At 67.1% G+C, this 22936-nt stretch carries 16 protein-coding genes; 6 read left to right on the top strand and 10 right to left on the bottom strand.

What is annotated here, in order from left to right; genetic code table 11:
• A partial coding sequence (locus AB3X99_RS04955; protein ID WP_368616268.1) for a TolC family protein occupies positions 1–865 on the top strand: 865 nt, incomplete at its 5' end.
• Between the two features lie 13 nt (positions 866–878).
• Here the strand turns inward: AB3X99_RS04955 and pbpC are convergent.
• The 3 genes from pbpC to AB3X99_RS04970 form a co-directional block, all read right to left on the bottom strand.
• Positions 879–3098 carry a penicillin-binding protein 1C gene (gene pbpC, locus AB3X99_RS04960; RefSeq protein ID WP_368616710.1) on the bottom strand — a complete coding sequence of 740 codons (2220 nt, stop codon included), beginning with the start codon at positions 3096–3098 and terminating at the stop codon, positions 879–881.
• Positions 3099–3151: 53 nt separating this feature from the next.
• Positions 3152–9190 (bottom strand): alpha-2-macroglobulin, encoded by a 6039-nt coding sequence (locus tag AB3X99_RS04965; RefSeq protein ID WP_368616269.1) that lies wholly within the window; start codon positions 9188–9190, stop codon positions 3152–3154.
• A gap of 336 nt (positions 9191–9526) precedes the next feature.
• Entirely contained in the window at positions 9527–10315 is a 789-nt protein-coding gene (locus AB3X99_RS04970; protein WP_368616270.1) for an SDR family NAD(P)-dependent oxidoreductase, read from the bottom strand.
• Between the two features lie 110 nt (positions 10316–10425).
• On the opposite strand from AB3X99_RS04970, the gene AB3X99_RS04975 reads away from it, so the two are divergent.
• Positions 10426–10983: a TetR/AcrR family transcriptional regulator gene (locus tag AB3X99_RS04975; RefSeq protein ID WP_368616271.1), complete on the top strand. Its 558-nt coding sequence runs from the start codon at positions 10426–10428 to the stop codon at positions 10981–10983.
• A 129-nt stretch (positions 10984–11112) separates the two neighbouring features.
• On the opposite strand, the gene AB3X99_RS04980 is transcribed toward AB3X99_RS04975, so the two are convergent.
• Positions 11113–11448 (bottom strand): DUF4148 domain-containing protein, encoded by a 336-nt coding sequence (locus tag AB3X99_RS04980; protein WP_321927677.1) that lies wholly within the window; start codon positions 11446–11448, stop codon positions 11113–11115.
• Between the two features lie 250 nt (positions 11449–11698).
• On the opposite strand from AB3X99_RS04980, the gene AB3X99_RS04985 reads away from it, so the two are divergent.
• Complete coding sequence (locus tag AB3X99_RS04985; RefSeq protein WP_368616272.1) at positions 11699–13093, top strand: selenium-binding family protein; 1395 nt, start codon at positions 11699–11701, stop codon at positions 13091–13093.
• A 14-nt stretch (positions 13094–13107) separates the two neighbouring features.
• Positions 13108–13749 (top strand): hypothetical protein, encoded by a 642-nt coding sequence (locus AB3X99_RS04990; RefSeq protein WP_069266075.1) that lies wholly within the window; start codon positions 13108–13110, stop codon positions 13747–13749.
• 9 nt (positions 13750–13758) lie between these two features.
• Here the strand turns inward: AB3X99_RS04990 and AB3X99_RS04995 are convergent, their stop codons facing one another.
• On the bottom strand, positions 13759–14619 hold the full coding sequence (locus AB3X99_RS04995) for an oxidoreductase (RefSeq protein WP_368603482.1): 861 nt from the start codon (positions 14617–14619) through the stop codon (positions 13759–13761).
• 269 nt (positions 14620–14888) lie between these two features.
• On the opposite strand from AB3X99_RS04995, the gene AB3X99_RS05000 reads away from it, so the two are divergent.
• On the top strand, positions 14889–15746 hold the full coding sequence (locus tag AB3X99_RS05000) for an NADPH-dependent oxidoreductase (protein WP_368603481.1): 858 nt from the start codon (positions 14889–14891) through the stop codon (positions 15744–15746).
• A gap of 61 nt (positions 15747–15807) precedes the next feature.
• On the top strand, positions 15808–16719 hold the full coding sequence (locus tag AB3X99_RS05005; RefSeq protein WP_368616273.1) for a ketopantoate reductase family protein: 912 nt from the start codon (positions 15808–15810) through the stop codon (positions 16717–16719).
• A gap of 20 nt (positions 16720–16739) precedes the next feature.
• Here the strand turns inward: AB3X99_RS05005 and AB3X99_RS05010 are convergent, their stop codons facing one another.
• The 5 genes from AB3X99_RS05010 to AB3X99_RS05030 form a co-directional block, all read right to left on the bottom strand.
• A complete protein-coding gene (locus AB3X99_RS05010) occupies positions 16740–17189 on the bottom strand; it encodes a PaaI family thioesterase (protein ID WP_069266079.1) in 450 nt (149 codons plus the stop codon).
• Between the two features lie 151 nt (positions 17190–17340).
• Positions 17341–18600 carry a benzoyl-CoA 2,3-epoxidase subunit BoxA gene (gene boxA, locus AB3X99_RS05015; protein ID WP_368616274.1) on the bottom strand — a complete coding sequence of 420 codons (1260 nt, stop codon included), beginning with the start codon at positions 18598–18600 and terminating at the stop codon, positions 17341–17343.
• A gap of 52 nt (positions 18601–18652) precedes the next feature.
• Complete coding sequence (boxB, locus tag AB3X99_RS05020; protein ID WP_368616275.1) at positions 18653–20092, bottom strand: benzoyl-CoA 2,3-epoxidase subunit BoxB; 1440 nt, start codon at positions 20090–20092, stop codon at positions 18653–18655.
• A gap of 39 nt (positions 20093–20131) precedes the next feature.
• Positions 20132–21808, bottom strand: coding sequence for a 2,3-epoxybenzoyl-CoA dihydrolase (boxC, locus tag AB3X99_RS05025; protein WP_368616276.1), 1677 nt, complete (start codon positions 21806–21808; stop codon positions 20132–20134).
• A gap of 126 nt (positions 21809–21934) precedes the next feature.
• Positions 21935–22891 carry a helix-turn-helix transcriptional regulator gene (locus AB3X99_RS05030; RefSeq protein ID WP_368616277.1) on the bottom strand — a complete coding sequence of 319 codons (957 nt, stop codon included), beginning with the start codon at positions 22889–22891 and terminating at the stop codon, positions 21935–21937.
• Positions 22892–22936 lie beyond the last annotated feature (45 nt).

Below are 22936 nucleotides of genomic sequence, written 5' to 3' on the forward strand. Positions count from 1 at the left end.
GCGCGACGCGGGCCGCGGCAACCAACCCGACGTGACGCGCGGGCAGACCCAGGCCAATACGATCGCCGCCGATATCCCGCGCTTCGAGGGACGCCGCCGCGTGGCCCAGTATCAGCTCGCCATGCTGCTCGCGCGCGCCCCCAAGGACCTGCCGCCCGCCGCGCTCGCGTGCAAACGCCTGCCGAGGCTCAAGCGGCCGATTCCCGTCGGCGACGGTGCCGCGCTCCTCAAGCGCCGCCCCGACGTGCGCGAGGCGGAACGCCAGCTCGCGGCATCGACGGCGCGCATCGGTGTGGCGATCGCCGAGATGTACCCCGACGTCACGTTCGGCGCGGGCGTGGGCACAGTCGGCCTGACGAGCGATCTGTTCACCCCTGCGACCAATGCCTGGTCATTCGGACCCCTGATCAGCTGGACCTTCCCGGTCAACGGCCAGCGCGACCGCGTGCGCGCCGCACAGGCCGCGACGGGCGGCGCGCTCGCGCACTTCGACGGCGTGGTGCTCAACGCGCTGCGCGAAACGCAGTCGAGCCTCGCGACCTACGCCGCCGACGACCAGCGCGCCGATGCACTGCGCACGGCCTATACGTCGGCGCAGCAGTCGGCGGACGAAACGCATCGTCTCTATGCGGCGGGACGCGAACCCTTCCTCTCCGACCTCGACGCCACGCGCACGCTCACCAGTGTGCACGCACAGGTCGCGGCGGCCGAAGGCGAAGTCGCGCTCGACCAGGTGCGGTTGTTCCTCGCGCTCGGCGGCGGCTGGGAGGGCAATCAGCAAACGCTGCAGCAGCAGGGGGCGCAAGGCACGCAACCGGCTTCAGCAGCACCGGCGGCAACCGCCGCGACTGCGCCCGCGAACTAAGCTCGCCTCTCCCTCAGCGCGCCACGCCGCCTTGCGCGGCGTCGGCCCGCATCGACTTCTGCGGCTTCGCAAGCGCGCCGCGTACCTCGAAGCGCACGGTATCGGTGACCTGTCCGCTCGCATCGACGAGTTCGAGCGTGTGTTTGCCCGGCCAGGGCAGCCACGCGAGGCGCGCGGCGCCGCCCAACGCCTTGCCGTCCAGGCGCCAGTTCACGCGCGCGCTCGAGCCGGTGGCACGCTCGAACCAGACACGCTGACGCTGCGCGGGAATGTCGGGATCGAGCGCGAAAATGGTGCCGTCCACGGGGCTGCCGATTTGCGCGGGCCCACGCGCGAGATCGGCGGCACTCGATGCGAGGCCCACGAGCGGCGTAGACGTCCCCGCGATGAACCACTCGTTGCGGGATGGCTCCACGGCATTGGCGAACTGCACGCGCACGCGCTCGACACCCCGCGGCGCGGCAGGCGCGACACTCGGCACGCGCCGATGCAGATAGCCGACGATGGCGGCCCACACCGGCGCGGCGCCCGTGACGCCCGACACGTCCCACATGGGCGAGCCATCCGCGTTGCCGACCCACACGCCCACCGTATAGCGCGACGTGAAGCCCACGGTCCAGTTGTCGCGCATGTCCTTGCTCGTGCCCGTCTTGACCGCGGAAAACATGCGCGTATCCAGCGGACTGTCGAAATCGAAGGTACGCGTGCGCGCATTGTTGTCAGCGAGGACGTCCGTGACGATGAACGCCGACTCGCGGCTGAATACTCGCTTCGACGCGCTATTCGATGCGGCCTGCGCAGACGCGGGCAAATCGGCGATCGGGCTCACGACGCCGCCATTGGCCAGCGCGCGATACGCGTTCGTGAGGGTGACGAGGCTCACGTCGGCGCTGCCCAGCGCGAGGCTGAAGCCGTAGTAGTCGCCCGCCTGCGTGAGCGGCAAGCCGAGCGCCGTGAGCGTCTTCGCGAATCGATGCGGCGTCACCATCACGAGCGTGCGCACGGCCGGCACGTTCAGCGACGAGCCGAGCGCGGTGCGCACGCTCACCCAGCCCTTGAAGCCCTTGTCGTAGTTCTGCGGCATATAGAGGCCGCCGCCCGCCGCGAGATCGAGCGGGGCGTCGTCGAGCAGCGAGGCGGTCGTCACGCGGCGCTCGTCGATGGCCTCGGCGTAGAGAAAAGGCTTGAGCGTCGAGCCCGCCTGGCGCAGCGCGAGCGCTGCGTCGACCTCCCGTGCCTTCGACAGGCCGCCTGACGACCCGACCCACGCGAGCACGTCGCCGGTTGCGTTATCGAGCACGACGACCGCGCCGTCCTGCACGTTGCGCGGATGCGCGCGCGCATTGAGTTCGATGAGGGTGCGCGTAAGCGTGTCGCGCGCGTAGCGTTGCAGGTTCGCGTCGAGCGTCGAGCGCACGCGCATGCCGGTCGCGGGATGCACGGCGTTCGCGATCTGGCGCGCGAAGTGTGGCGCCAGCTGCGGCGAGTTTTCGCTGCGCCCGTCGAACGAGGGATCGTCGGTGGCGATGGCCGGGCGCGCGAAGGCGATCTGCACGAAAGCATCGAGATTCGGGCAACCGCTCTCGACGTTCGCTGCGCGCATGTCGCGCAAGATGCGGCACGCGCGCGTGGCGACCTTCGTATAAGGCGCATTGGGCGCGCGGATGAGTGCGGCGGCGACGGCCGATTCGCGTTCGTCGAGCCCCGACGGCGCCTTGCCGAACAGCGTTTGCGAAAGCGCAGCAAGCCCCACGGTCTCGCCGCGAAACGGCACGAGGTTCAAATACGCCTCGAGAATCTGGTCCTTGCGCCTGGTGCGTTCGAGCCGTAGCGCGTCCCCGGCTTGCACGGCCTTTGGCGCGAGCGAGCGCTGGCCCGAGTGCTTCGGGTCGTCGTCGAGCAGTCCCGTGAGCTGCATCGTGACCGTAGATGCCCCACGCGTGCGGGTACTCCACAGGTTCGCCCAGGCGGCGGCAGTCGCGCCGCGCCAGTCCACGCCGCTGTGCTCATAGAATCGTTTGTCCTCCGAAACGACAATCGCCTCGCGCAGCGCCGGCGACACGTCGGCGAGCGCGACCCAGTCGCCGCGCCGCGCGGCGTGTTCCACCCGCGTGCGCTGCAACGGCGTGCCGTCGCGCGCCAGCAGAACCCAGTCGGAGCTTTTCCACTGGCCGCGCACATCATCGAAAGTCGGCAGTGCAAGCGCGGGCAGCGGCACGAGCACGAAGCACAGCGCGGCGACGCCGAGTGCGCAGGCCGCGCGATGCCGTAGCGCGAATGGCCCGCTCACGGCGCCGCCTTCACGACCACCGGCGCATTTGGCGCGACGCCGAACGTGGCCGGCGCGTACAGCGCCTCCACGCGCGTGGGCGGCAACCCGAAGGTGCCGACGTTGTTCAGCCGCACCGTGTACTCCACCGACACCTTGCCCTTCGGCAGAAACTCGTAGTACGCACGATAACCGTCGAAGCCGCGCTCGATGAACGCGGGCCACGGACCGTTCTCGTCCTGCTTCTCGCCCTGCGTCGCCACGGCCGAATCGCGCCCGAGCCCCGAGCCGAGGATCGTCGCGCCCGCGGGGATAGGGTCGTTCACGACGACCCACGTCATGTCGGTTTGTGCGTCGATGTCGAGGCGCACGCGTACGACGTCGCCGCGCGTGTACACGCCCTTCACCGTGGCGTCCACCGGCGTGATGGTCTTCGTGATGCGATAGCCTGCCGCGAACGGCGCACGCAACGCGACCGCCGCGAGGCTTTCCACCGTGGCCCATGGCTTGCCGCTTCCTTCCTGCGTCAACGTGAGGGGCACCGCCGCGTTCTGCTTTGGCCATGCTAGCAGCGTGCTGCGCACGGGCGCGTTGCGCGTCGCCGCCGTGGCGCCGCTGGCGCCCGATGCCGCTTGCGCCGCCGATTGAGCCGCCGCGTTCCATTCCACGATGCGCGACGTATCGCCGAGCCGGATCTTCGTCGCGCCCGTCACCGGATCGTGCTCGAACACGCGCGAGAAGCGCTCGACCGCGAGCGAGCCATATGCGTTCGCCGTCGTCGTGCTCCATGCGCCGTTGCGTTGCAGCGCGAGCAGGCCCGCCACGAGCCGCGGCATTTCCTCCTTCCACGCGGGGTTGTCGACAAAGGCCAGCGCGAGGCGCGCCGCGTTGACCTCCGTGCCTGTCATGAGCCACCACAAATCGTCTTCGGCGGCCGTCGAGAACGTCAGCTGCGTGCCCTGCCACGTGAGCCGTGCGCGCAGGATCTGCTCGAGCTGCGCCAGTTTCTCCACGCGGTCCGGCACGTCGCGCATGCGCGCGAGACTTTCCGCATAGTCGATCACCGCCGAAGTGGGCCACTGGTTCGGCGCAATCTCGATCGAGCCGAACTGGCGCGCGTTCGCCGCGCCGTAGCGCGACAGCGCATCGATGGCGGCGAGCTTGCGCAGATCCAGATCGCGGCGCGGCGCCCACGAATTGCGCTCGATGCGGCCTTCCACGAAGCGCGTGAGGCCCTCCACCATCTTGCTGCGCAAGGCGTCGGGAAGCGCGAAGCGCGGGTCGAGCTTCGATGCCTCGTCGCTTATCGTGAGCAGATACGCGGTGAGCGCGGTGCTGCCGCGGCTCGCGCTGTCGTCGGCGGGCGGGAAGTAGTTCGCGAGGCCGTCACGGTCCAGATACACCGGCAGGCGCGCAAGCTCCGCCTGCCAGCGCGCGGGGTCGCGCAAGCCGATCGCTATTGACGTCTGCTGCTCGAGGCAGGAATACGGATAGCGCGTGAACCAGCGGCGCACGCCGGGCAGGCCGTCCGCGAGCTTCGGCTGCAGCGACACCGCAATGCCGCCACGCACCGCGCCTGCACGCGTCATGCTCGCGTTGGCCGGCGGCGCAACCGGAATCGACAGCGTACCGTCCACCTGCGCGAGCGTGGCCTGCTGCACCGTCACGGGTATCGCCGCGCTCACCTGCTGGGCGAGCTTCACCGCATCCGCCGCATGCGCGCCGCCCTGCTCCGCCGCACTCACGTTCCACACGAGCGCGGGCCGCTCCGCCTCGGCGAGATCGTCGGGAACCGCAACCGTCCACGCAATCTCACGCGACGAATTGGGCGCGAGCTCCACGGTCTGCGCGGCCAGCGCGAGCGGCGGCACGTTCGGCGTGACCAGCACTTTCATCGCGCGCGCGGTCGTATTGCGCAGCGTGAACTGCGCGCGGAAGGTGTCGCCCTCGCGCACCTGTGGCGGCAGGCCCGAGATCAGCTGCAGGTCCTGCGTGCTCTCGATGGTCGCGCTGCCCGTGCCGAAACGCGCCACCCCGCTCGCCGCAATCGCGACGATGCGAAAACGCGTGATCGAGTCGTTCAGCGGCACACTCACTTGCGCCTCGCCCTTCGCATCGAGCGTAACGCGCGGGTTCCAGTAGAGCAGCGTGTCAAAGAGTTCGCGCGTCGCGCCATGCCCGCCGCCGCCGCCCGCCGGCACCGCCTTGCGCCCGAAGTGCCGCCGCCCGACGATCTCCATTTGCGCCGTCGCCGTCTCCACGCCGTAGGCGCGTTGCTGCAGCATGGCGTCGAGCAGATCCCAGCTGCGGTTGGGCAGGAGTTCGAGCAGCGCTTCGTCCACGGCTGCCACGGCGATCTGCGTGCCCGCCGGCACCGGCTGGCCACCCGGAAGCTGCACGCGCAACTGGACGTGCGACGTCGCGCGTACCGCGTAGCGTTTCGCGTCGGGCGTCACGCTCACCGCGAGGCGGTGCGCCGCGTCGCCCACGCGGATTTGCGCGAGCCCGTAGCGGAAAGCCGGCTTCGAAAGATCGACGAGCGGCGTGGGCGCCTCGTACTGGCGCCCTTCGTACCAGAACGCACGCGCCCATTCGAGCGGCGCTTTCCACCCCCAGGTGAAGAACGAATACCACGGCACTTCGTGAATACGCCCGCGCAGCGCGAGCACCGAAACGTAGACGTTGGGCCCCCACGTCTCGCTCACCTTCAGTTCGACGGTCGGATCGCGCCCGTCGAGTTGCACCACGTGCGTTTCGATGATGCCCTCGCGTTCCACGGCCACGAGCGCCGTCGCAAAGCGGAATGGCATCCGCACCTGGAAGCGCGCGGTCTCGCCGGGCTCGTAGCTCGTCTTTTCGGGCAACACGTCGATGCGGTCCGTGTTCTCGCTGCCGAACCAGAGCTCGTCCTCGCGCGTGACCCATACCGAGGTCGTGGCCGTCGAGGCATGGCCGTCGCCGTCGCGCGCCGTCGCTACGAGCTGGATATTGCCCGCTTCCTTGAGCTTCGCGTCGCAGGTGAGCAAGCCGTGATCGTCGCTCGTGCCGCTGCACAGCGTGCCGAGATCGCGTGTTTCCGTGTGGTTGTCGTAGGCGTAGAAGCCGCCCACCATGCGCTTGCGCGAAGTCGTCGTGATCTTCGCCACACCGCGCACCTCGAGCTTCACGCCCGCGTGCGGCTTGCCCTGCAGATCGAGCGCGAGTGCGGTGACCGGCACGGTCCTGCCCACGGAGACCCAATGCCCCGACTTGATGCCCGCCACCACGGCAGCGGGCCAGAGCGTGGCCGCGCCGCTGATGGTCTGCACTTCGCCGTTCGGGTCCGCGAAGGTCGCTTCGAGCGCGAGGCGCTTGGGCGCGTCCACGGCCGGCAGGTTCTTCAGCACGAGCGTGCCCGCACCGTTGCGGTCGAGCGTGAGCGGCTCCTTGTCGGCCACGAGCTTCGCGACCTCGTTGTCCTCGCGCGGGCCGCTGTCCTCGTCTTCTGACGTGTTATCGGCCGCGCTCCGGCTCACATACGGTGCGAAACTGAAATCGCTGTACGTGCTGGCGAACGAGGGCGTGGTGTCCTTCACGAGCGCCGAAACCTGCACAGGCAGATTCGAAGCCGCGCCGCCCGACACATAATCGATCTGCACCGCCACGCTCGCCTGCGTAGCGGCGACGAGCGGCGACGTCTTCTCGTTCTGCACGGCGATCGTGCCCTTGAGCACCGGCAAGCGGAAGGCTTCCACGCGGAAGCTGCCGCTGTCGTAGCTCATATGCATGGCGTCCGCGCTGTTGTCGGCTTCGTCGTTGCCGTCGCCTGCCGTGCTCGCGTTCGCGTCCCCGTCGTCGAGCGAGACGTCGTATTCGCCGAGCTTCGCTTCGGGCGGCAACACGAAGGTGGAGTCCGCCGTATGGTCGGCGGCCCACTTCAGTGGCAGATGCCATGTCTGCCCGCTGCCAGCATGACGTATCGTCACGCGTGTGGGGTACTGCTGCGGGAGCGCGAAACCATGCATCGTCTGCGCGCGGATGAAGTGTTTCATCGACACCGTCTCTCCCGCGCGCAGCAGCGTGCGGTCAAACACGGTATGCGCGCGCACCGTGGGCTGCACGCTCGTGTCGGTCGGCACGTTGAAGCGCCACGACTCGATGCCGCGATTCCAGTCCGATTGCACGAAGGCCATGTCGGGGCCTGTTTTCGGGTCGTCGATGCGCGCCGAAACGAACAGTCCGCTAAAGCTGTTTTCGCCGCAGTCGCGACGATTCGAGAGCGGTCCGTCTATCGTCAGGAGTCCATGGGAATCCGTCTTTCCCGTGGCGAGCATCTCGCCGTTGCAATCCGATACGTGTACCTCGGCGCCGGCTACCGGTTCGCCCTTGTCGAGCGATGTGACCCACACCACGCTATTCTCGCGGCCTTGCTTGAAGTGCACGCCCAGGTTGGTGACGAGCACGGTCGTGCGCACGTACATGGGCGCCGGCTTGCCGAGCAAGGAGGCGCCGAGCGAAGGCGAAGCGAGTTCGATCACGTAGAAGCCCGGCTTCGGCACGGGAATGCCCACCACTTCGAACGGCCGCAACGCCTTGGGATCGGCTTTGGGCAGCGTGAGCGTCTCTACGCCTGGCTGGCCATCGAGCAGTGAGAGCGAGCGCACGTCGATGATGCGCGCCTTCGCGTCGTCGTCACCCTCGCCCGTCGTGCGCGGAATCACCACGGGCGACTTCGCGCGCGCGAGCAGCCCCGGCATCTGCTTGTCGATCGACGTCTCGCTCATGCCGAAATTGTCGAACTGGTCGACGAGGCGCATCCAGCGACGCATGTCGGTATCGGACTGCACCGCGAGCTTCGCGAACTTCGCCTCGCCCGCGTTGAGCCCCTGCACGTGCAGGTCGGCTTCTACGTTGCGCAGCGTGACCGGCACCAGCGGCGGCGTGCCGGGCTCCGCGTAGCGCTCGATGATGCCGAAGGTCGAGGACGGGAATTTCGCGAGCGGCGGCATTGGCGCGGTCGCCGTATGCAGCGGGAAAAGATCGGCGTTCGCGAGCGCACGGCCGCTTACGTCCTTAAGCCCGGCGGGTGCGGTGATCGTAAGCGTCGCGCGCTCGGGCAAAGGCGCGGAGAACGAAATTGAGCTGACCTCGTTGTTCTTGTCATCGGGGCGGAAAGCCGGCGCGACTTCCCCCTTCGGGCCTTGCAGACGGAACTTCTGCGCGTCGGCGCGCGCAATCGGCGCGCTCAGGTCGATGCGCAGAGGCCGCAGCGGCGTGCATGGCGCCTTCGCATTCTCGCGCTCGCAACTCATGCTCGCGGTGAACGGCTCGCGCACCGTGAAATCGAAGCGGCGCTCGACGTCGTTGGGCGTGCCGTTCGGTCCGAGCACGCCCTTGCCGTACACGAGCTGCATCTTCGCGCTGGAGGGCAGCGTTTGCTGGCACGTGAGCGTGAGCACCCTCGCGCTGTCCTTTTCGAGCCGGAAATGCTTGAGCAGCGCCGCGCGCGTGGACGCATCGACAGGCTGCACCGGAATGCGGTTGCCGAGTCCGCCCGACTCGCACCACACGTGTTCGCGCACGGAAGCCGGCGTGGCGGGGCCATTGAGCTTCAGCACGAATGCCTGGTTTTCCTCTATTTCGCCGCCATAGGGACGCACGCTCAGCGGGAAGGGGCCGCCCGTGGAGAACGTGAAGCGGCGCACGCCCGTCACGACGTTGCCCGCCTGCGATTTGAGCGCGTCGACTAGCGTGACGCTGCATTGCACGTCGGGCGGCAGATCGGCCGCGAAATCATAAGCCCACGTTTTCCCGTCGATCCACCGACCCTGGCCCGCGCTGGCCGCCGCATTGCTGCATTGCAGGCGCGCGGGGTCCTTTGCATCGGGCGCGCCGAACGCCACCATGGCCTCATCGAACTTCACCACCACCTGGCGCACCTGCGCCACGGTGCCCTGCGGCGATACGCTCACCGCGCGCGCGGCGTAGGCGCGCCACGCCCACGCCATGCATAAGCCCAGCACCAGGGCAAGCGCCAACGTCCACCACCCGCCAGTTGTTCGTGTTATTCGTTGCATCGACCGGTCCTCGTTTGCGCGCGCGCCGCGTGGCCATTGCCGGGCGGCGTGCGGTGAATGGTACAGGGCGCCGCGCGCCCGCGCGCCGGGAATGGCCGGCCACGCGCTCACGCGGGAGCCTCGCGCGCAGCATTGCGCGAATCGGGCACTCGCGATATCGGAAACCGCTGATTTTGCGAACGGGTTAAGGCGAAGCGAGGACTGCTGGGAAGAGGCTGGCCGGGCTTGCGGACGCGAGCCGGTGAGAGTGGGAGCGAAGGTGCGCTGTGACGGCGGCCGCGCCTCGCGGCTCGCCATGCAACGCGGGCGGCCGCTGGCCGCCCGCAATACATCGGACTACATGGCTTCGCGATACCGCGCCGCCGGCTGCGACTGCCCGAAGTTCGCGAACATTGCGGATCGCGCCGCTTCGTAGTCATCCCACTGCTGCGCGTCGGGCAGAGGCGGGATCGTCACCGTCTCGCGCCGGTCGAAGCCCACGAGCGCCGCGTCGACGAGGTCGTCCACTTCCATCACGGCCGGCAGCGCATTCACGTCCTTGCCGGAGCGCTCCCAGATTTCGGTGCGCGTGGCGCCCGGCACGACAGCTTGCACGTACACGCCCTTGCCGCCGAGTTCCAGATTCAACGACTGCGAGAAATACAGCACGAACGCCTTCGTTGCGCCGTACACGCTCGAGCGAAACTCGGGTGCGAGGCCAATGACGGAGCCGACATTCACGATCGCCCCCTTGCCTTCGCGCGCGAAACGCGGCGCGACTGCCGCGGCGAGGCGCGCAACCGCCGTGACGTTCAGACCAATGAGGCCGGCCACGGCGTCCGGGCCCTGCTCGACGAACGTGCCCGGCAGGCTCGCACCCGCGTTATTGACGAGCACACCGATGCGTGCGTCATCGGCAAGCCGCGCCTCCAACAGCGCAAGATCCGCGTGCGAGGCCAGATCGGCGCGAACGACATCCACGTTCACACCATCGCGCTCGCGCAGGCGCGCAGCGAGGTCTTCCATGCGGGCGCGATCGCGCGCCACCAGCACGAGGTCATGACCGCGCTTTGCGAAACGGTCGGCGTAGACGGCGCCGATACCCGTGGACGCGCCAGTGATCAAGACAGCAGGTTTAGCAGACATCGAAACTTCTCCTTGGGAATTCGGTTTTCATGATGAGCATCATGTAAACATAATAATGATGACCATCATATATAATGTCAAGCGTCGAATGATGGAGAGCGGAGAGAACAATGAGGGTCAGTCGCGAACAGGTAGAAATGAATCGCCAGCAGATCCTGCAAGCCGCCGGCCGGCTTTTTCGCGAGCACGGCTACGATGCGGTCACCGTCGCGGACGTGATGAGCGCCGCCGGTCTGACGCACGGCGGCTTCTATGGCTATTTCAAATCGAAGGACGAGTTGATCGCGCAAACGCTCGCCCACGTCTTTGCCCAGGGCGAAGGCGGCGATTCCGATCTGGTGCGCTATGCGGCGCGCTACCTCAGTGCCGAACATCGCGACAACGTGGCGGACGGCTGCCCGACCGCGGCGCTCGCAGCCGAGACCGCGCGGCAAACGCCGGAAGCGCGCGCCGTCATGGCGGCCGGTCTGGAGCGTCAAATCGAGCGCCTGAGCGGGGGCATGAACGGCGCCGACGGCGCAGCGGCGCGCCAGGCGGCGATCGGCGGCTGGGCCGCGATGGTGGGCGCGGTCGTGCTTGCGCGGCTGTGCGACGACCCCGTGCTATCGAACGAGATCCTCGAGTCCACACGCAAGTGGATTGGCGAGCGTGGGGCGCCGCGCGACTAAAACGAAAAGCGGCCGATATGTGCGCCGTGTAAGCAAGCAGCAAATGAATCAGCCCGCGACGGCGCTTTCGTGCCGTCGCGGGCTGATTATCTTCACGCGGTATGAATCGGCTTCCTGCCGCCGTAAAACTCAGTGCGCGTTATATACCGGCGGCGAATAGCTGCTAACCGCGCCGTCGGTACGTGCACCGCTTTCCGACGAGCCGCTAGTGGCCGGGCCATAGCCGGTTGCCTGCGCAACGGCCCCACCGTTTTGTGCGTTCACTCGCGCCTGGGCTTGTTGCAGATCCGCGGGGTAATACAGGTCGTTCACCGAGGGACGATAACCCGCGGCTTCGAGCTGCTTCAGCTCACTACGCACCTGCGCACGCGTCACAGGACCATTGGTGCCTTGCGACTGTGCAAATGAAATGGCCGGCACTGCAAGCACCGCAGCGATCGCAACGGCCTTGATGAGCGTTCTCATGACTAACCTCCAGTAACTTGAAATCGGCGCAGCGGCTTGTCTGCATCCGTTGAGTACAAGTCTAGGAACGTTGGCCTCGCGAATAAATGCTGCAAAAGCGAATTTACTATTCCCGCAGCGCACCTAATCGGTTTTCACTGCTCCAATGCATAAGCTTCTATCCGGATGGAATATGGAACACGTACGCAACGCACTGTGCCACTCTGATGCATGATAGGGGCTCTTCCGAATCTTCGATGAGGGGGCAGCAATGGCGACGTGGCAACCGGACCCGACCTTCTACCCGTCTGCGCGCATGGCAGGCGAAGCCCCAGCGGAGACACTGGCATACGTCGCCAGCTTCGACCCCACGCGCAGCGTGCCCGATTCGCTCGACGTGGTCGATCTGGACCCCCGCTCGCCGGAATTCGGGCGCATCGTGCATCGGCTGGCAATGCCCAACGTCGGCGACGAACTCCACCATTTCGGCTGGAACGCCTGCAGTTCGTGCCTGTGCCCCAACGCCCCCCACGCGCATACCGAGCGCCGCTATCTCATCGTGCCCGGTCTGCGCTCGTCGCGCATTCATATTGTCGACACCAAGCCTGACGCGCGCCGCCCGCATATCGCGCGCGTGCACGAGCCCGAGAGCGTCGCGCAGCGCGCGGGCTACACGCGCCCGCACACCGTGCATTGCGGGCCGGATGGCATTTATGTGACGTCGCTTGCGAACGCGCAAGGCGAGGCGCCCGGCGGCGTCTTCCTGATGGACCACGAGAGCTTCGATATTCTCGGCCAGTGGGAGATCGACCGCGGCCCGCAACAGCTCGCCTACGACGGCTGGTGGCACCTCGGCTACGACACGCTCGTGACGAGCGAGTGGGGACTGCCCGCGACTTTCGAAAACGGCCTCGTGCCCGAGGTCCTGCTCGGCGGCCAGTATGGCCATCGCCTGCACTTCTGGGATCTGCATACGCGCCAGCACAAGCAGGTGCTCGACTTCGGCGCGGAAAACCAGCTCGTGTTCGAGCTGCGCCCCGCGCACAATCCCACGCGCCCCTACGGTTTCGTGAACTCCGTGATCAGTCTGAAGGACCTCTCGGCCTCGATCTGGCAGTGGTATCTCGACGGCGACCAGTGGGCCGCACGCAAGATCATCGAAATTCCGGCCGAGCCGGCCGATCCCGAGCATCTGCCGCCCATGCTCAAGGGATTTGCAGCGGTGCCGCCGCTCGTCACCGATATCGCGCTCTCGCTCGACGACCGCTTCCTCTACGCGGCGTGCTGGGGAACGGGCGATTTGCGCCAATACGATGTGTCGGACCCTGAGAACGCGCGCCTGACGGGTTGCGTGCGTATCGGCGGCATCGCCGCGCGCGCGGCGCATCCGTTTGCGCCCGAGCGCGCGCTGAACGGCGGCCCGCAAATGGTCGAAGTGAGCCGAGACGGCCGGCGCGTCTATTTCAGCAACTCGCTTTATGGCGCGATCGACGCGCAGTTCTATCCCGAAGGCATCGACGGCTGGATGGTGAAGCTGGACGCCGCACCCGAAGGCGGCCTCGAATTCGACGAGCGCTTCTTCGTCGAATGGCCGAAGTCGCACCGGCCGCACCAGATCCGGCTCGAAGGCGGCGACTGCTCATCCGATTCGTACTGCTACCCATAAGCGCGGAGCACGATATGGAGGAGGTCTTCGGCGCGCACTGGGGCGCCTGGGCAGCCGTGGTGGGCAGCGGCGTCTTTCACGGCGTGAATCCGGCGATGGGCTGGCTCTTCGCGACCGCGCTCGGGCTGCAGCGCGGGAGCCGCACGGCGCTGCTGCTCGCCTTGCCGCCCATCGCGCTCGGTCACGCCGCGTCCATTCTGCTGTTCACAAGTTCCACTGCGGCGCTCGGCGCGCATCTGCCCGGCGCGGCGCTGCACGCGTGCCTGGGCGCGCTGCTGATCGCGTGGGCCGCGTGGCAGTACGCGTACGGGCACCGGCACCGCGTGCGCGTGGGGATGACCGTGGGCTTTGCCGGGCTCGCGGCGTGGTCTGCGTTGATGGCCACGTTGCACGGCGCGGGGCTCATGCTGATGCCCGCCATGCTGCCGCTGTGCGGTGGAGCGGCCGGCGCAGCGGGCCTTGCGAACCCGCTTGCGCTGTCGTTCGCGTTCACCGCGCTGCATACCGCCACGACGCTCGCCACCACGGCCGTCATCGCGCTGCTCGCCTACGAGTATCTCGGTCTCGGCGTGCTGCGGCGAGGCTGGATCAACTTCGACTGGCTCTGGCGCGGCGCGCTCGTGGCAACGGGCACATTGCTGATCGCAACGGCGTGAGCCGCCGGCTCAACTCCCCGCCGGATAGTCGGTGCCGAGGCTCACCTCGCGCCACGCCTCGATATCGGCCAGCGCCGCGCGCAAGCGGTTCGCCACTGCATCCACGCCGAATGCGCCCAGCACGAGATGCCGCGGCGGCTTTTCGGTTTCGGTGATGCGGATCATCGCCTGCGCCGCGCGCACCGGATCGCCCGGCTGATGCCCGCTGCCTTGCGCCGTGCGCTGCATACGCGCGCCCGCCGTTTCGGCGTAGTCGTCGATACGGCTCGCCGTTTGCACGAGCGAGCGGCCTGCCCAGTCCGTGCGAAACGGCCCCGGCTCCACGCAGGTCACCTTGATGCCGAGCGGGGCAACTTCGGACAGCAGCGAATCGGAGAATCCCTCCACGGCGTGTTTCGAGGCAGCATAGTAGCCAGAACCCGGAAAGCCCGCGAGCCCCGCCACCGACGTAATGTTGATGACGTGGCCCTTGCGGCGCGCACGCATGCCAGGCAGCGCCGCGCGCGTGAGCGCGAACAGGCCGAATGCGTTGGCATCGAACTGTGCGCGGATCTCGCGTTCCTCGCCCTCCTCGATCGAACTCTGATAGCCGTAGCCCGCGTTGTTGACGAGCACGTCGATCGCGCCGAACTGCTTTTGCGCGGCCGCGACGGCGGCGTCGATTTGCGCCGCGTCGGTCACATCGAGCGAGACGGGCAGCAGGCGATCGCCGGCCTCGGGCGCGAGATCGTCGAGCGACGCCTTGTTGCGCGCGGTTGCCACGCAACGCCAGCCGCGCGCGAGCACGGCGCGGGCGAGTTCGCGGCCAAAGCCGGTCGAACAGCCGGTCACGAACCAGACCGGCGACGCATTCGGGGAATCAACGGACATGGGAAGGCCTCGGAAGAAGGGGCAGACAGGGCTGCCGAAGACAGGGGGAAGCGGAAGATGGCGCCGCCGCACGAAGCAGGTCGCCTTCGAACGCATGCGCAGCCTCTGATGATACCGGTCACGCACGAACTCTGCTGGCGCACCCGTGGGTCCGTGGGCCCGCGCCGGTGAACGCCTGCGCGGATCGCGCGGGCCATGTACCATACGGCGCCTGGTGCCCCGAATTTCAGCGCCACGAATCCACTGTCATTTGCCGGAGAAGAAACCCGATGTCCACCGTCACCACGCCCGCACGACCCGCTGCCGATTTCGCCGATGCTGTACGCGCCCTCGAAGCGCGCTATGGCACGCCGTGGTCCGCGCCGCTGCCGGCCTGGAACGATACGCTCGACACGCTGCTCGCGCACCGCTCGGTGCGCAACTACGCGGACCGTCCGCTGCCCGACGGCACGCTCGAAACGCTGATCGCCGCGGCGCAATCGGCATCGACCTCGTCGAACCTGCAAACGTGGAGCGTGGTTGCCATCGAAAACCCCGAACGCCGTGCGCGCCTCGCCGACTTGGCGGGCGGCCAGTCGCACGTTCGCGCAGCACCGCTCTTTCTCGTGTGGCTCGCGGACCTCTCGCGTCTCGAAGCGGCCGGCGCGCGCAGCGGGGCGAGCGTCGAAGGTCTGCACTACATGGAGACGCTGGTCGTCGGCATGATCGACGCGGCGCTCGCCGCGCAAAACGCCGTGGTCGCGCTCGAATCGCTCGGCATGAGCGCCGTATATATCGGCGGCATCCGCAATCAGCCTGAGCAGGTTGCCGCGGAACTGGGTCTGCCGCCGCGCGTGCTCCCGGTATTCGGCATGTGCGTGGGCTATCCCGACGAAACGCGCCCTGCGGATGTGAAGCCGCGCTTGCCGCAGGAGGTCGTGCTCCATCGCGAGCAATACGACGCGCCGTCGCAAGCGGCCGCGATTGCGCAGTACGACGAAGTCATGGGCGGCTTCCAGACCGCCCAGGGATTGAGCGCGGCAGGCTGGACCGTGCGATCGCTCGCGCGCTGGCGCAGCCGCGAGTCGCTGCACGGCCGCGACCGCCTGCGCGACGCGCTCAACGCGCTCGGCTTCGAGCTGCGCTGAGCGCACCGGCACGCCGCGGGACATTTCAGGCAACGAAGCACGCCACACAGGAGAGACGCAAATGAAAGTCGCCGTCATGGGCGCAGGCGCAGTAGGCTGCTTTTACGGCGGCATGCTCGCTCGCGCGCGACACGATGTGGTCTTGATCGGCCGGCCCCAGCATGTCGAGGCCATTACGCGCGACGGGCTGCGCCTCGAAGCGCAGCAGTTCGACGAGCGCATCGGCGCGCCGCGTCTCACCGCCAGCACCGAAGCCGCCGCCGTCGCGGGCGCGGACCTCGTGCTGTTCTGCGTGAAGTCGACCGATACCGAAAGCGCGGGCGCCGCGATCAAACCGCATCTTGGCGCCGGCACGCTCGTGCTCACGCTGCAGAACGGCGCGGATAACGCAGAGCGTCTGCGCACGGTGATCCCGCAGGACGTGGCGGCCGCCGTGGTCTACGTCGCCACGGAGATGGCGGGGCCCGGCCACGTACGCCATCACGGCCGCGGCGAGCTGGTGATCGAGCCTTCGCGCGCGAGCGACGCCGTTGCGCGCACGCTCATCGACGCAGGCGTGCCCACGGAAATCTCACCGAATGTGCGCGGTGCGCTCTGGGCGAAGCTGATCGTGAACTGCGCGTACAACGCGCTCTCGGCGATCACGCAATTGCCTTATGGGCGTCTCGTGAAGGGTGCGGGCGTGAGCGAGACGATGCGCGACATCGTGGGCGAATGCATGGCCGTCGCGCAGGCGGACGGCGTGACGCTGCCGACGGACATGGACAGCGCCGTGACGCGCATCGCGCAGACCATGCCGGGCCAATACTCGTCCACGGCGCAGGATCTCGCGCGCGGCAAGCTCAGCGAGATCGATCACCTCAACGGCTATGTCGTACAACGCGGCGCGGCGCTGGGCGTGCCCACGCCTGCGAACCGGATGCTGCAAACGCTCGTGCGGCTCATCGAGGACAAGGCGCGCGCGGCGATCTAGTTCGCTCCGGTCTCGTTGAGTCAGCGGTCGAACACGAGCAAGGTGGAGGTGGCGGACGCGTAAAGCTTGCCCTGTGCATCCGTGATGCTGGCCTCCGTGAAGGCCGCGCGGCGGCCGATGCTGAGCACGCGCCCTTCCGCGCGCACGGTGCCGGTGTCGGCAGTCATGGGGCGGTGGTACGCGACCTTTAGCTCTAGCGTGGTATAGCCCTGACTCGCGTTGAGCCGCGAATGCGCCGCGCACCCGCACGCGGAATCGAGCAGCGTGGCCGCATAACCGCCGTGCACCGTGCCGATGGGGTTGTACACGTGCAGCCCGGGCGTGCCCTCGAACACGACGCGGCCCTCTTCGACTTCGACCAGCCTGAAGCCGAGCGTTTCGCCAATGGCCGGGCCACGGCTCCCGTGCAGCAAGTGCTGCAATTGTTCGACGCCGGTCAGGCCGGCGGGCATTTCAGCAACGAGGTTCATCGAGGCAGTCTCCATCTGCGGCGCGCGTCGGTTCGCAACTGTCCACGCCTGAGCGATGCGCCATCGTAACGCTTTTCGCACGATCGTGCTTAAACTATCGGGGGCCCCTGATGTGTTTCGAATCAGGCCTCGCTTCATTGCAGCGGACGTTTCAATACGTCTCGAGATGCAGCCGCCCTTCCCGCTTGAGACGATCCCACAATGCCTCCCAGCCCATGCCGTGTTTTTCGGCGATTTCCTGGAGCGCCTGCAGCACGCCATCTTCCATGCCCTTCAATCCGCAAACATAGACGTGTGTGTTGCCGTCCTTGAGCAGTTGCGCGACGTCCACGGCGCGCTCGCGCATGACGTCCTGCACATAGCGCCGCGGTTGGCCCGGCGTACGAGAGAAGGCGAGGTTCGTGTCGATGAAATCCTTCGGCAGGTTCATCAGCGGTCCGAAGTAAGGCAATTCCTGCTGCGTGCGTGCGCCGAAAAAAAGCATGAGCTTGCCGGTCGCGCCCTTGAGCCTGCGGCGGCGGCGATATTCGGTCATCGCGCGCATGGGCGCGGAGCCGGTGCCCGTGCAGATCATCAGCAGATGCGAGTTCGGATGGTTCGGCATCAGGAAGGTATTGCCGAACGGCCCGATCACGGTCACCACGTCGCCCTTCTTCAGATCGCAGAGATAGTTCGAGCACACGCCATCGGTTGCGTTGCCGCTGTGATCGCGCGTCACACGCTTCACCGTGAGCGAAACGTTGTTGTAGCCGGGGCGCTCGCCGTCGCGTGGGCTCGCAATCGAGTACTGGCGCGCGTGATGGGCTCGGCCTTCCAGGGTCGCGCCCGGCGGCAGAATGCCGATGGACTGGCCTTCCAGTACCGGGAACGGCACGGCGCCGAAGTCGAGCACGATGTGATGGATATCGCTTTCGGTGGCGTCGTCGGTGAGGCGATAGTTGCCGACCACGGTCGCCGTGGTCGGCGCCTTGTGCGTGTAGAGCTGGACATAGGGGCGCGCCGCCGACCACGGCGGCACGGTCGAGCCACGCAGCATGTCGGAGCCGCCCACGGGCGCATCGGCGGCATTCGGCGCCGCTTGCGCCTCGCCGGCCACACCGCTCGATTCCTGCGTTTCGACCGGCGCGCCCACCGATGCATTGTGCGCGGGCAGTTCGTCCCACGTGTACTGCTCGTCGATGGTGTACGTCTCGGTCTTGAGCACGTCGCGCCAGTTGTCGATCGCGCCGGTCGGGCACGGCGGCACGCACGCCATGCAGGCGTTGCAGACATCGGCCTTCACCACATAGTTGGTGCCGTCGTGCGTGATCGCGTCAACAGGGCACGTTTCCTCGCACGTATTGCAACGTATGCAGATTTCAGGATCGATCAGGTGTTGCCTGATAATTCCCACGGGTAGCGGACCGTTCATGATTGTCTCCCACCGCGGCGCGCGAACGCGTGGCTACGCGCCGCCGCTCCCCTCAGTTAAAGCGCACGTATTCGAAATCGATGGGCTGCCGGTTGATGCCCATGGCCGGCGGCGCGATCCAGTTGGCGAACTTGCCCGGCTCGATCACGCGGCCCATGAGCGAGGCCACATAGGCGCGGTCTTCCGCCGTGGGCAGCCATTTCGCTTCGTTCGCGGCCCATTCGGTCTCGCCGATCACACGGCCGTCCGGCGACACGCGCACGCCCGCGAACGTGCCGATCTGGCGGTTGAACGCCTTGTGCGGCACAGTGAGACGAACATCGATGCCAGCCTTTTCCAGCACCTTGTTCCAGCGGTTCACGCCCGCAATCGAGTCCTTGATGTAGTCGTCGCGCAGCACTTCGTTCATGGCGTTGAGCATCGGCACCTCGCGCTCCACGAGCTTGCCGTCCTGCACGTCGAGCAAACGGTATTGCTGGCCTTCGAGCTGATGGTCGTCGTCGCGTTTGGTTTCCTCATACCGGCCCTTCAGGCCCGAGCTATAGAAGGTCGCGGCATTCGACGAATGGTCGGCGCCGAACAGGTCGATCGTCACCGAGTAGTGGAAGTTCAGGTAACGCTGGATCGTTTCGAGGTCGATCACGCCCGCGGCGCGCAAGCGGTTCACGTCGTCGGTCTTCAGTTCGTTCATGACCTGCGCGGTGCGTTGCACGACGCGCGAGATGCCCGATTCGCCGACGAACATGTGATGCGCCTCTTCGGTCAGCATGAATTTCGTCGTACGCGCGAGCGGATCGAAGCCGGATTCGGACAGCGCCGAAAGCTGGAACTTGCCGTCGCGGTCGGTGAAGTACGTGAACATGAAAAACGCCAGCCAGTCGGGCGTTTTCTCGTTGAATGCGCCGAGAATGCGCGGGTTGTCGTCGTCTCCCGAGCGGCGCTCCAGTAATGCTTCGGCTTCCTCACGGCCATCGCGGCCGAAGTAGCGATGCAGCAGATACACCATCGCCCACAGGTGCCGGCCTTCCTCCACGTTCACCTGGAACAGGTTGCGCAGGTCGTACATGGAGGGCGCAGTGAGGCCGAGATGGCGCTGCTGCTCGACCGAGGCGGGCTCCGTGTCGCCCTGCGTGACGATGATGCGGCGCAGGTTCGCGCGGTGTTCGCCCGGCACGTCCTGCCACGCGGCCTCGCCCTTGTGTGCGCCGAAATGGATCTTGCGGTCCGCATCGCCCGGCGTGAGGAAGATGCCCCAGCGATAGTCAGGCATCTTCACGTGATCGAAGTGCGCCCAGCCGCCCGCGTCGACGCTCACCGCCGTGCGCAGATACACGTCGTAGCCGTGCGAGCCGTCTGGCCCCATGTCGCCCCACCACGAGAGGAAGTTCGGCTGCCACTGCTCGAGCGCGCGCTGCAATGCGCGGTCGTCGGCGAGGTTGACGTTGTTCGGGATCTTTTCGCCGTAGTTAATCGTAGAGTTGATCGTGGACATTGCGGTTCCTTGTGGCAAACGCCTTGGCGGATACAGCTATCAAACGCGGGCGACGTCGAACTGCGCCTTGCTGCCCTTGCCGTACACCTTGAGCGCGCCTTTCTCGCCCACGGCGTTGGGCCGGTTGAAGATCCAGTTCTGCCACGCGGAGAGCCGCCCGAAGATGCGCGTTTCCATCGTCTCCGGCCCGTTGAAGCGCAGATTCGCCTCCAGGCCCGTGAGCGCGTCGGGCGACATGACCGCGCGCTCTTCCAGTGCGAGGCGGATTTCGTCGGGCCAGTCGATGTCGTCGGGCGAGGCCGTCACGAGACCCAGGCGCTCCGCCTCGACCGGCTTGACCGCTTCGCCGATCTTCGCGCGCACGGCATCGAGTGGTTCGGTTTCCTCATAGAAGCGCCGCGCGAGACGCGATTGATGCGTGACCATCGGGTAGAGGCCGAAATTCGCTTCCGAGAGCGTGATGGCCGGTTCTTCGTCTTCGTTCGCGGGCAGCGCGGCCATGTACGTACGGTCCGCGGCGAACGCGAATTCGGCGAAGGTGCCGGCGAAGCACGAGCCCGGCTCGATCAGCGCGAACAGCGAACGCGAAGAGACATCGATGCGTGCGAGCGTGCGGCGCAGCATGCCGATGGTCTCGCGCACGAACCAGTGGTCGCGGTGAGCGAGCAGCGCGGCGTCGGCGGCAAGCACGGTGCGCGCGTCGCCTGCGGTCTTGAGAATCCACGTGCCGATGTCGAGTTCGTTGGTGCGCATGGAGAGAATCGCGTCGTCCAGCTCGCGCGCGAACTGCAGCGGCCACCACGATGCACCGGCGGCGACGATTGATTCGATATCCGAAACAGGTGACGCGGCGGGCGCTTTCGCCGTGAACGTCGCGGTGCGCTTCGCGCGGTCGATCGTGACATCGACAGTGGCATAGCTCAGACCGCCGTCGTGCTCCACGCGTTCGATGCGCGGGAGCGCGATGCCCTGCGCGTCTGCGGGACGATCGCTCGCGGCGGCCAGCTCGAGCGCGCGCGCCTGCACGGCCTGACCGAACTGGTTCGGCTTCACGACGTCGTCCACGAGACGCCAGGCTTTCGCGCGCTCGCCGCGAATGCCTTCCACCACCGTGCAGAAGATATCGGCGCGGTCGTGGCGCACCTTGCGCTTGTCGGTGAGGCGCGTGAGGCCGCCCGTGCCCGGCAGCACGCCGAGCAGCGGTACTTCCGGCAGCGCCACCGACGACGAGCGGTCGTCCACGAGCATGATCTCGTCGCAGGCGAGCGCGAGTTCGTAGCCGCCGCCGGCACACGCGCCGTTCACCGCCGCAATGAACTTCAGGCCCGAATGGCGCGACGAATCTTCCATGCCGTTGCGCGTTTCGTTGGTGAACTTGCAGAAGTTGACCTTCCAGGCGTGAGTGGAGAGGCCGAGCATGAAGATGTTGGCGCCGGAGCAGAACACACGGTCCTTCAGGCTGGTCAGCACGACCGTGCGCACTTCCGGATGCTCGAAGCGAATGCGCTGGAGTGCATCGTGCAGTTCGATATCCACGCCGAGGTCGTACGAGTTCAGCTTCAGCTTGTAGCCGTCGCGAATGCCGCCGTCTTCGGCGATGTCGATTCCGAGCGTCGCCACCGCGCCATTGAACGTGAGCTTCCAGTGCCGGTACTGCGAGGGATCGGTGCGGTAATCGACCCGCTGCGGGGCGACGGCGGTTTCGGCTGCGGCCATGAGCGTCTCCTGTCTACACATCGTTTCAATGAACGATAGTGCAATGGAATGCTCATGTAAAGCACATTAGTGCATTTTAGTGCATGCACGGGGTAAACCCGCGATGCCGCGGTCCGCGCCCGCCACTCATTCGATGCGGGGCGCCTCCGCGGCCAGCCGGGCGGCGAGCCGGTCACGCAGTTGCAGGTAAGCGTCGGCGAGCGTCTTTTCGCTGGTGTCGAAGGTCATGTCGGCGCGGCCATACAGTTCGCTGCGGCCAGCCAGGATGCGCTTGAGGTCGTCCATCGCCTCGCTGTTGCCCGAGTTGCCCGACATGGGCCGCAGGTCGCCCTGCGCCACGACGCGGCGCATGTGCTCTTCGGGCGCGGCCTGCAGCCAGACCGTGAAGCAATGCGCGAGCAGCACGTTGAACGTGGCGGGCTCGGAAACGAGGCCGCCCGGCGAGGCGATCACGGCGCGTGGGTGTTCCGCGATCACGGCCTCCAGCGCCCGGTGCTCGTAGCGACGATAAGCGCTCGCGCCATAGAGTGAATGGATTTCCGAAGGCGGACAGCCCGCCAGCTGCTCGATCACCCGCGTCAGCTCGACGAACTGCACCTTCAGCTCCTGCGCGAGCATGCGCCCGAGCGTAGACTTGCCCGCGCCGCGCAGCCCGATGAGCGCGATGCGCTCGTTGCGGTGCGGGTCGGCGCTCGTGTGCGAGAACATCTCCGCGAGCGCCACGCGCGCGCGCTGCAAGGCGGCCGGATCGCGCCCCTGCAGCAACTCGCGGATCAGGAGCCATTCCGCAGAGGATGTCGTGACGTCGCCGATCACCTCGGCGAGCGGGCAGTTCAGCGTGGTCGCGATCTGCCGCAACACCAGCACGGAGGCATTCCCCACCCCGGACTCCAGATTCGCCAGATGCCGCTCCGAAAGCCCGGTTTCCGCCGCCAGCGTCTTGCGCGTCATGCCGCGCCGCGCGCGCAGCATGCGTACGCGCTCGCCCATGGCGGTCAGGAACGGATCGCGTTCGGTGCGCTCGCCGCGCGAGGCGTCGTCGGCGGCTTCGGCTGGCAGCTCCGCAATGTAAGTTTGCTTCATCTTAGGGAATCTCTGGATCCGTGTTTATGTACTATAGTGCTTGAC

Origin of the sequence: Paraburkholderia sp. BR10882 (assembly GCF_040948855.1) — a bacterium.
Lineage (GTDB): Bacteria > Pseudomonadota > Gammaproteobacteria > Burkholderiales > Burkholderiaceae > Paraburkholderia > Paraburkholderia nodosa_A.

What these genes read in the sequence shown, in the direction of transcription:
- AB3X99_RS04965 (WP_368616269.1), bottom strand. Translation starts at nt 9,190, where the DNA reads ATGCAACGAATAACACGAACAACTGGCGGGTGGTGGACGTTGGCGCTT.
- AB3X99_RS04970 (WP_368616270.1), bottom strand. Translation starts at nt 10,315, where the DNA reads ATGTCTGCTAAACCTGCTGTCTTGATCACTGGCGCGTCCACGGGTATC.
- AB3X99_RS04975 (WP_368616271.1), top strand. Translation starts at nt 10,426, where the DNA reads ATGAGGGTCAGTCGCGAACAGGTAGAAATGAATCGCCAGCAGATCCTG.
- AB3X99_RS04980 (WP_321927677.1), bottom strand. Translation starts at nt 11,448, where the DNA reads ATGAGAACGCTCATCAAGGCCGTTGCGATCGCTGCGGTGCTTGCAGTG.
- AB3X99_RS04985 (WP_368616272.1), top strand. Translation starts at nt 11,699, where the DNA reads ATGGCGACGTGGCAACCGGACCCGACCTTCTACCCGTCTGCGCGCATG.
- AB3X99_RS04990 (WP_069266075.1), top strand. Translation starts at nt 13,108, where the DNA reads ATGGAGGAGGTCTTCGGCGCGCACTGGGGCGCCTGGGCAGCCGTGGTG.
- AB3X99_RS04995 (WP_368603482.1), bottom strand. Translation starts at nt 14,619, where the DNA reads ATGTCCGTTGATTCCCCGAATGCGTCGCCGGTCTGGTTCGTGACCGGC.
- AB3X99_RS05000 (WP_368603481.1), top strand. Translation starts at nt 14,889, where the DNA reads ATGTCCACCGTCACCACGCCCGCACGACCCGCTGCCGATTTCGCCGAT.
- AB3X99_RS05005 (WP_368616273.1), top strand. Translation starts at nt 15,808, where the DNA reads ATGAAAGTCGCCGTCATGGGCGCAGGCGCAGTAGGCTGCTTTTACGGC.
- AB3X99_RS05010 (WP_069266079.1), bottom strand. Translation starts at nt 17,189, where the DNA reads ATGAACCTCGTTGCTGAAATGCCCGCCGGCCTGACCGGCGTCGAACAA.
- boxA (WP_368616274.1), bottom strand. Translation starts at nt 18,600, where the DNA reads ATGAACGGTCCGCTACCCGTGGGAATTATCAGGCAACACCTGATCGAT.
- boxB (WP_368616275.1), bottom strand. Translation starts at nt 20,092, where the DNA reads ATGTCCACGATCAACTCTACGATTAACTACGGCGAAAAGATCCCGAAC.
- boxC (WP_368616276.1), bottom strand. Translation starts at nt 21,808, where the DNA reads ATGGCCGCAGCCGAAACCGCCGTCGCCCCGCAGCGGGTCGATTACCGC.
- AB3X99_RS05030 (WP_368616277.1), bottom strand. Translation starts at nt 22,891, where the DNA reads ATGAAGCAAACTTACATTGCGGAGCTGCCAGCCGAAGCCGCCGACGAC.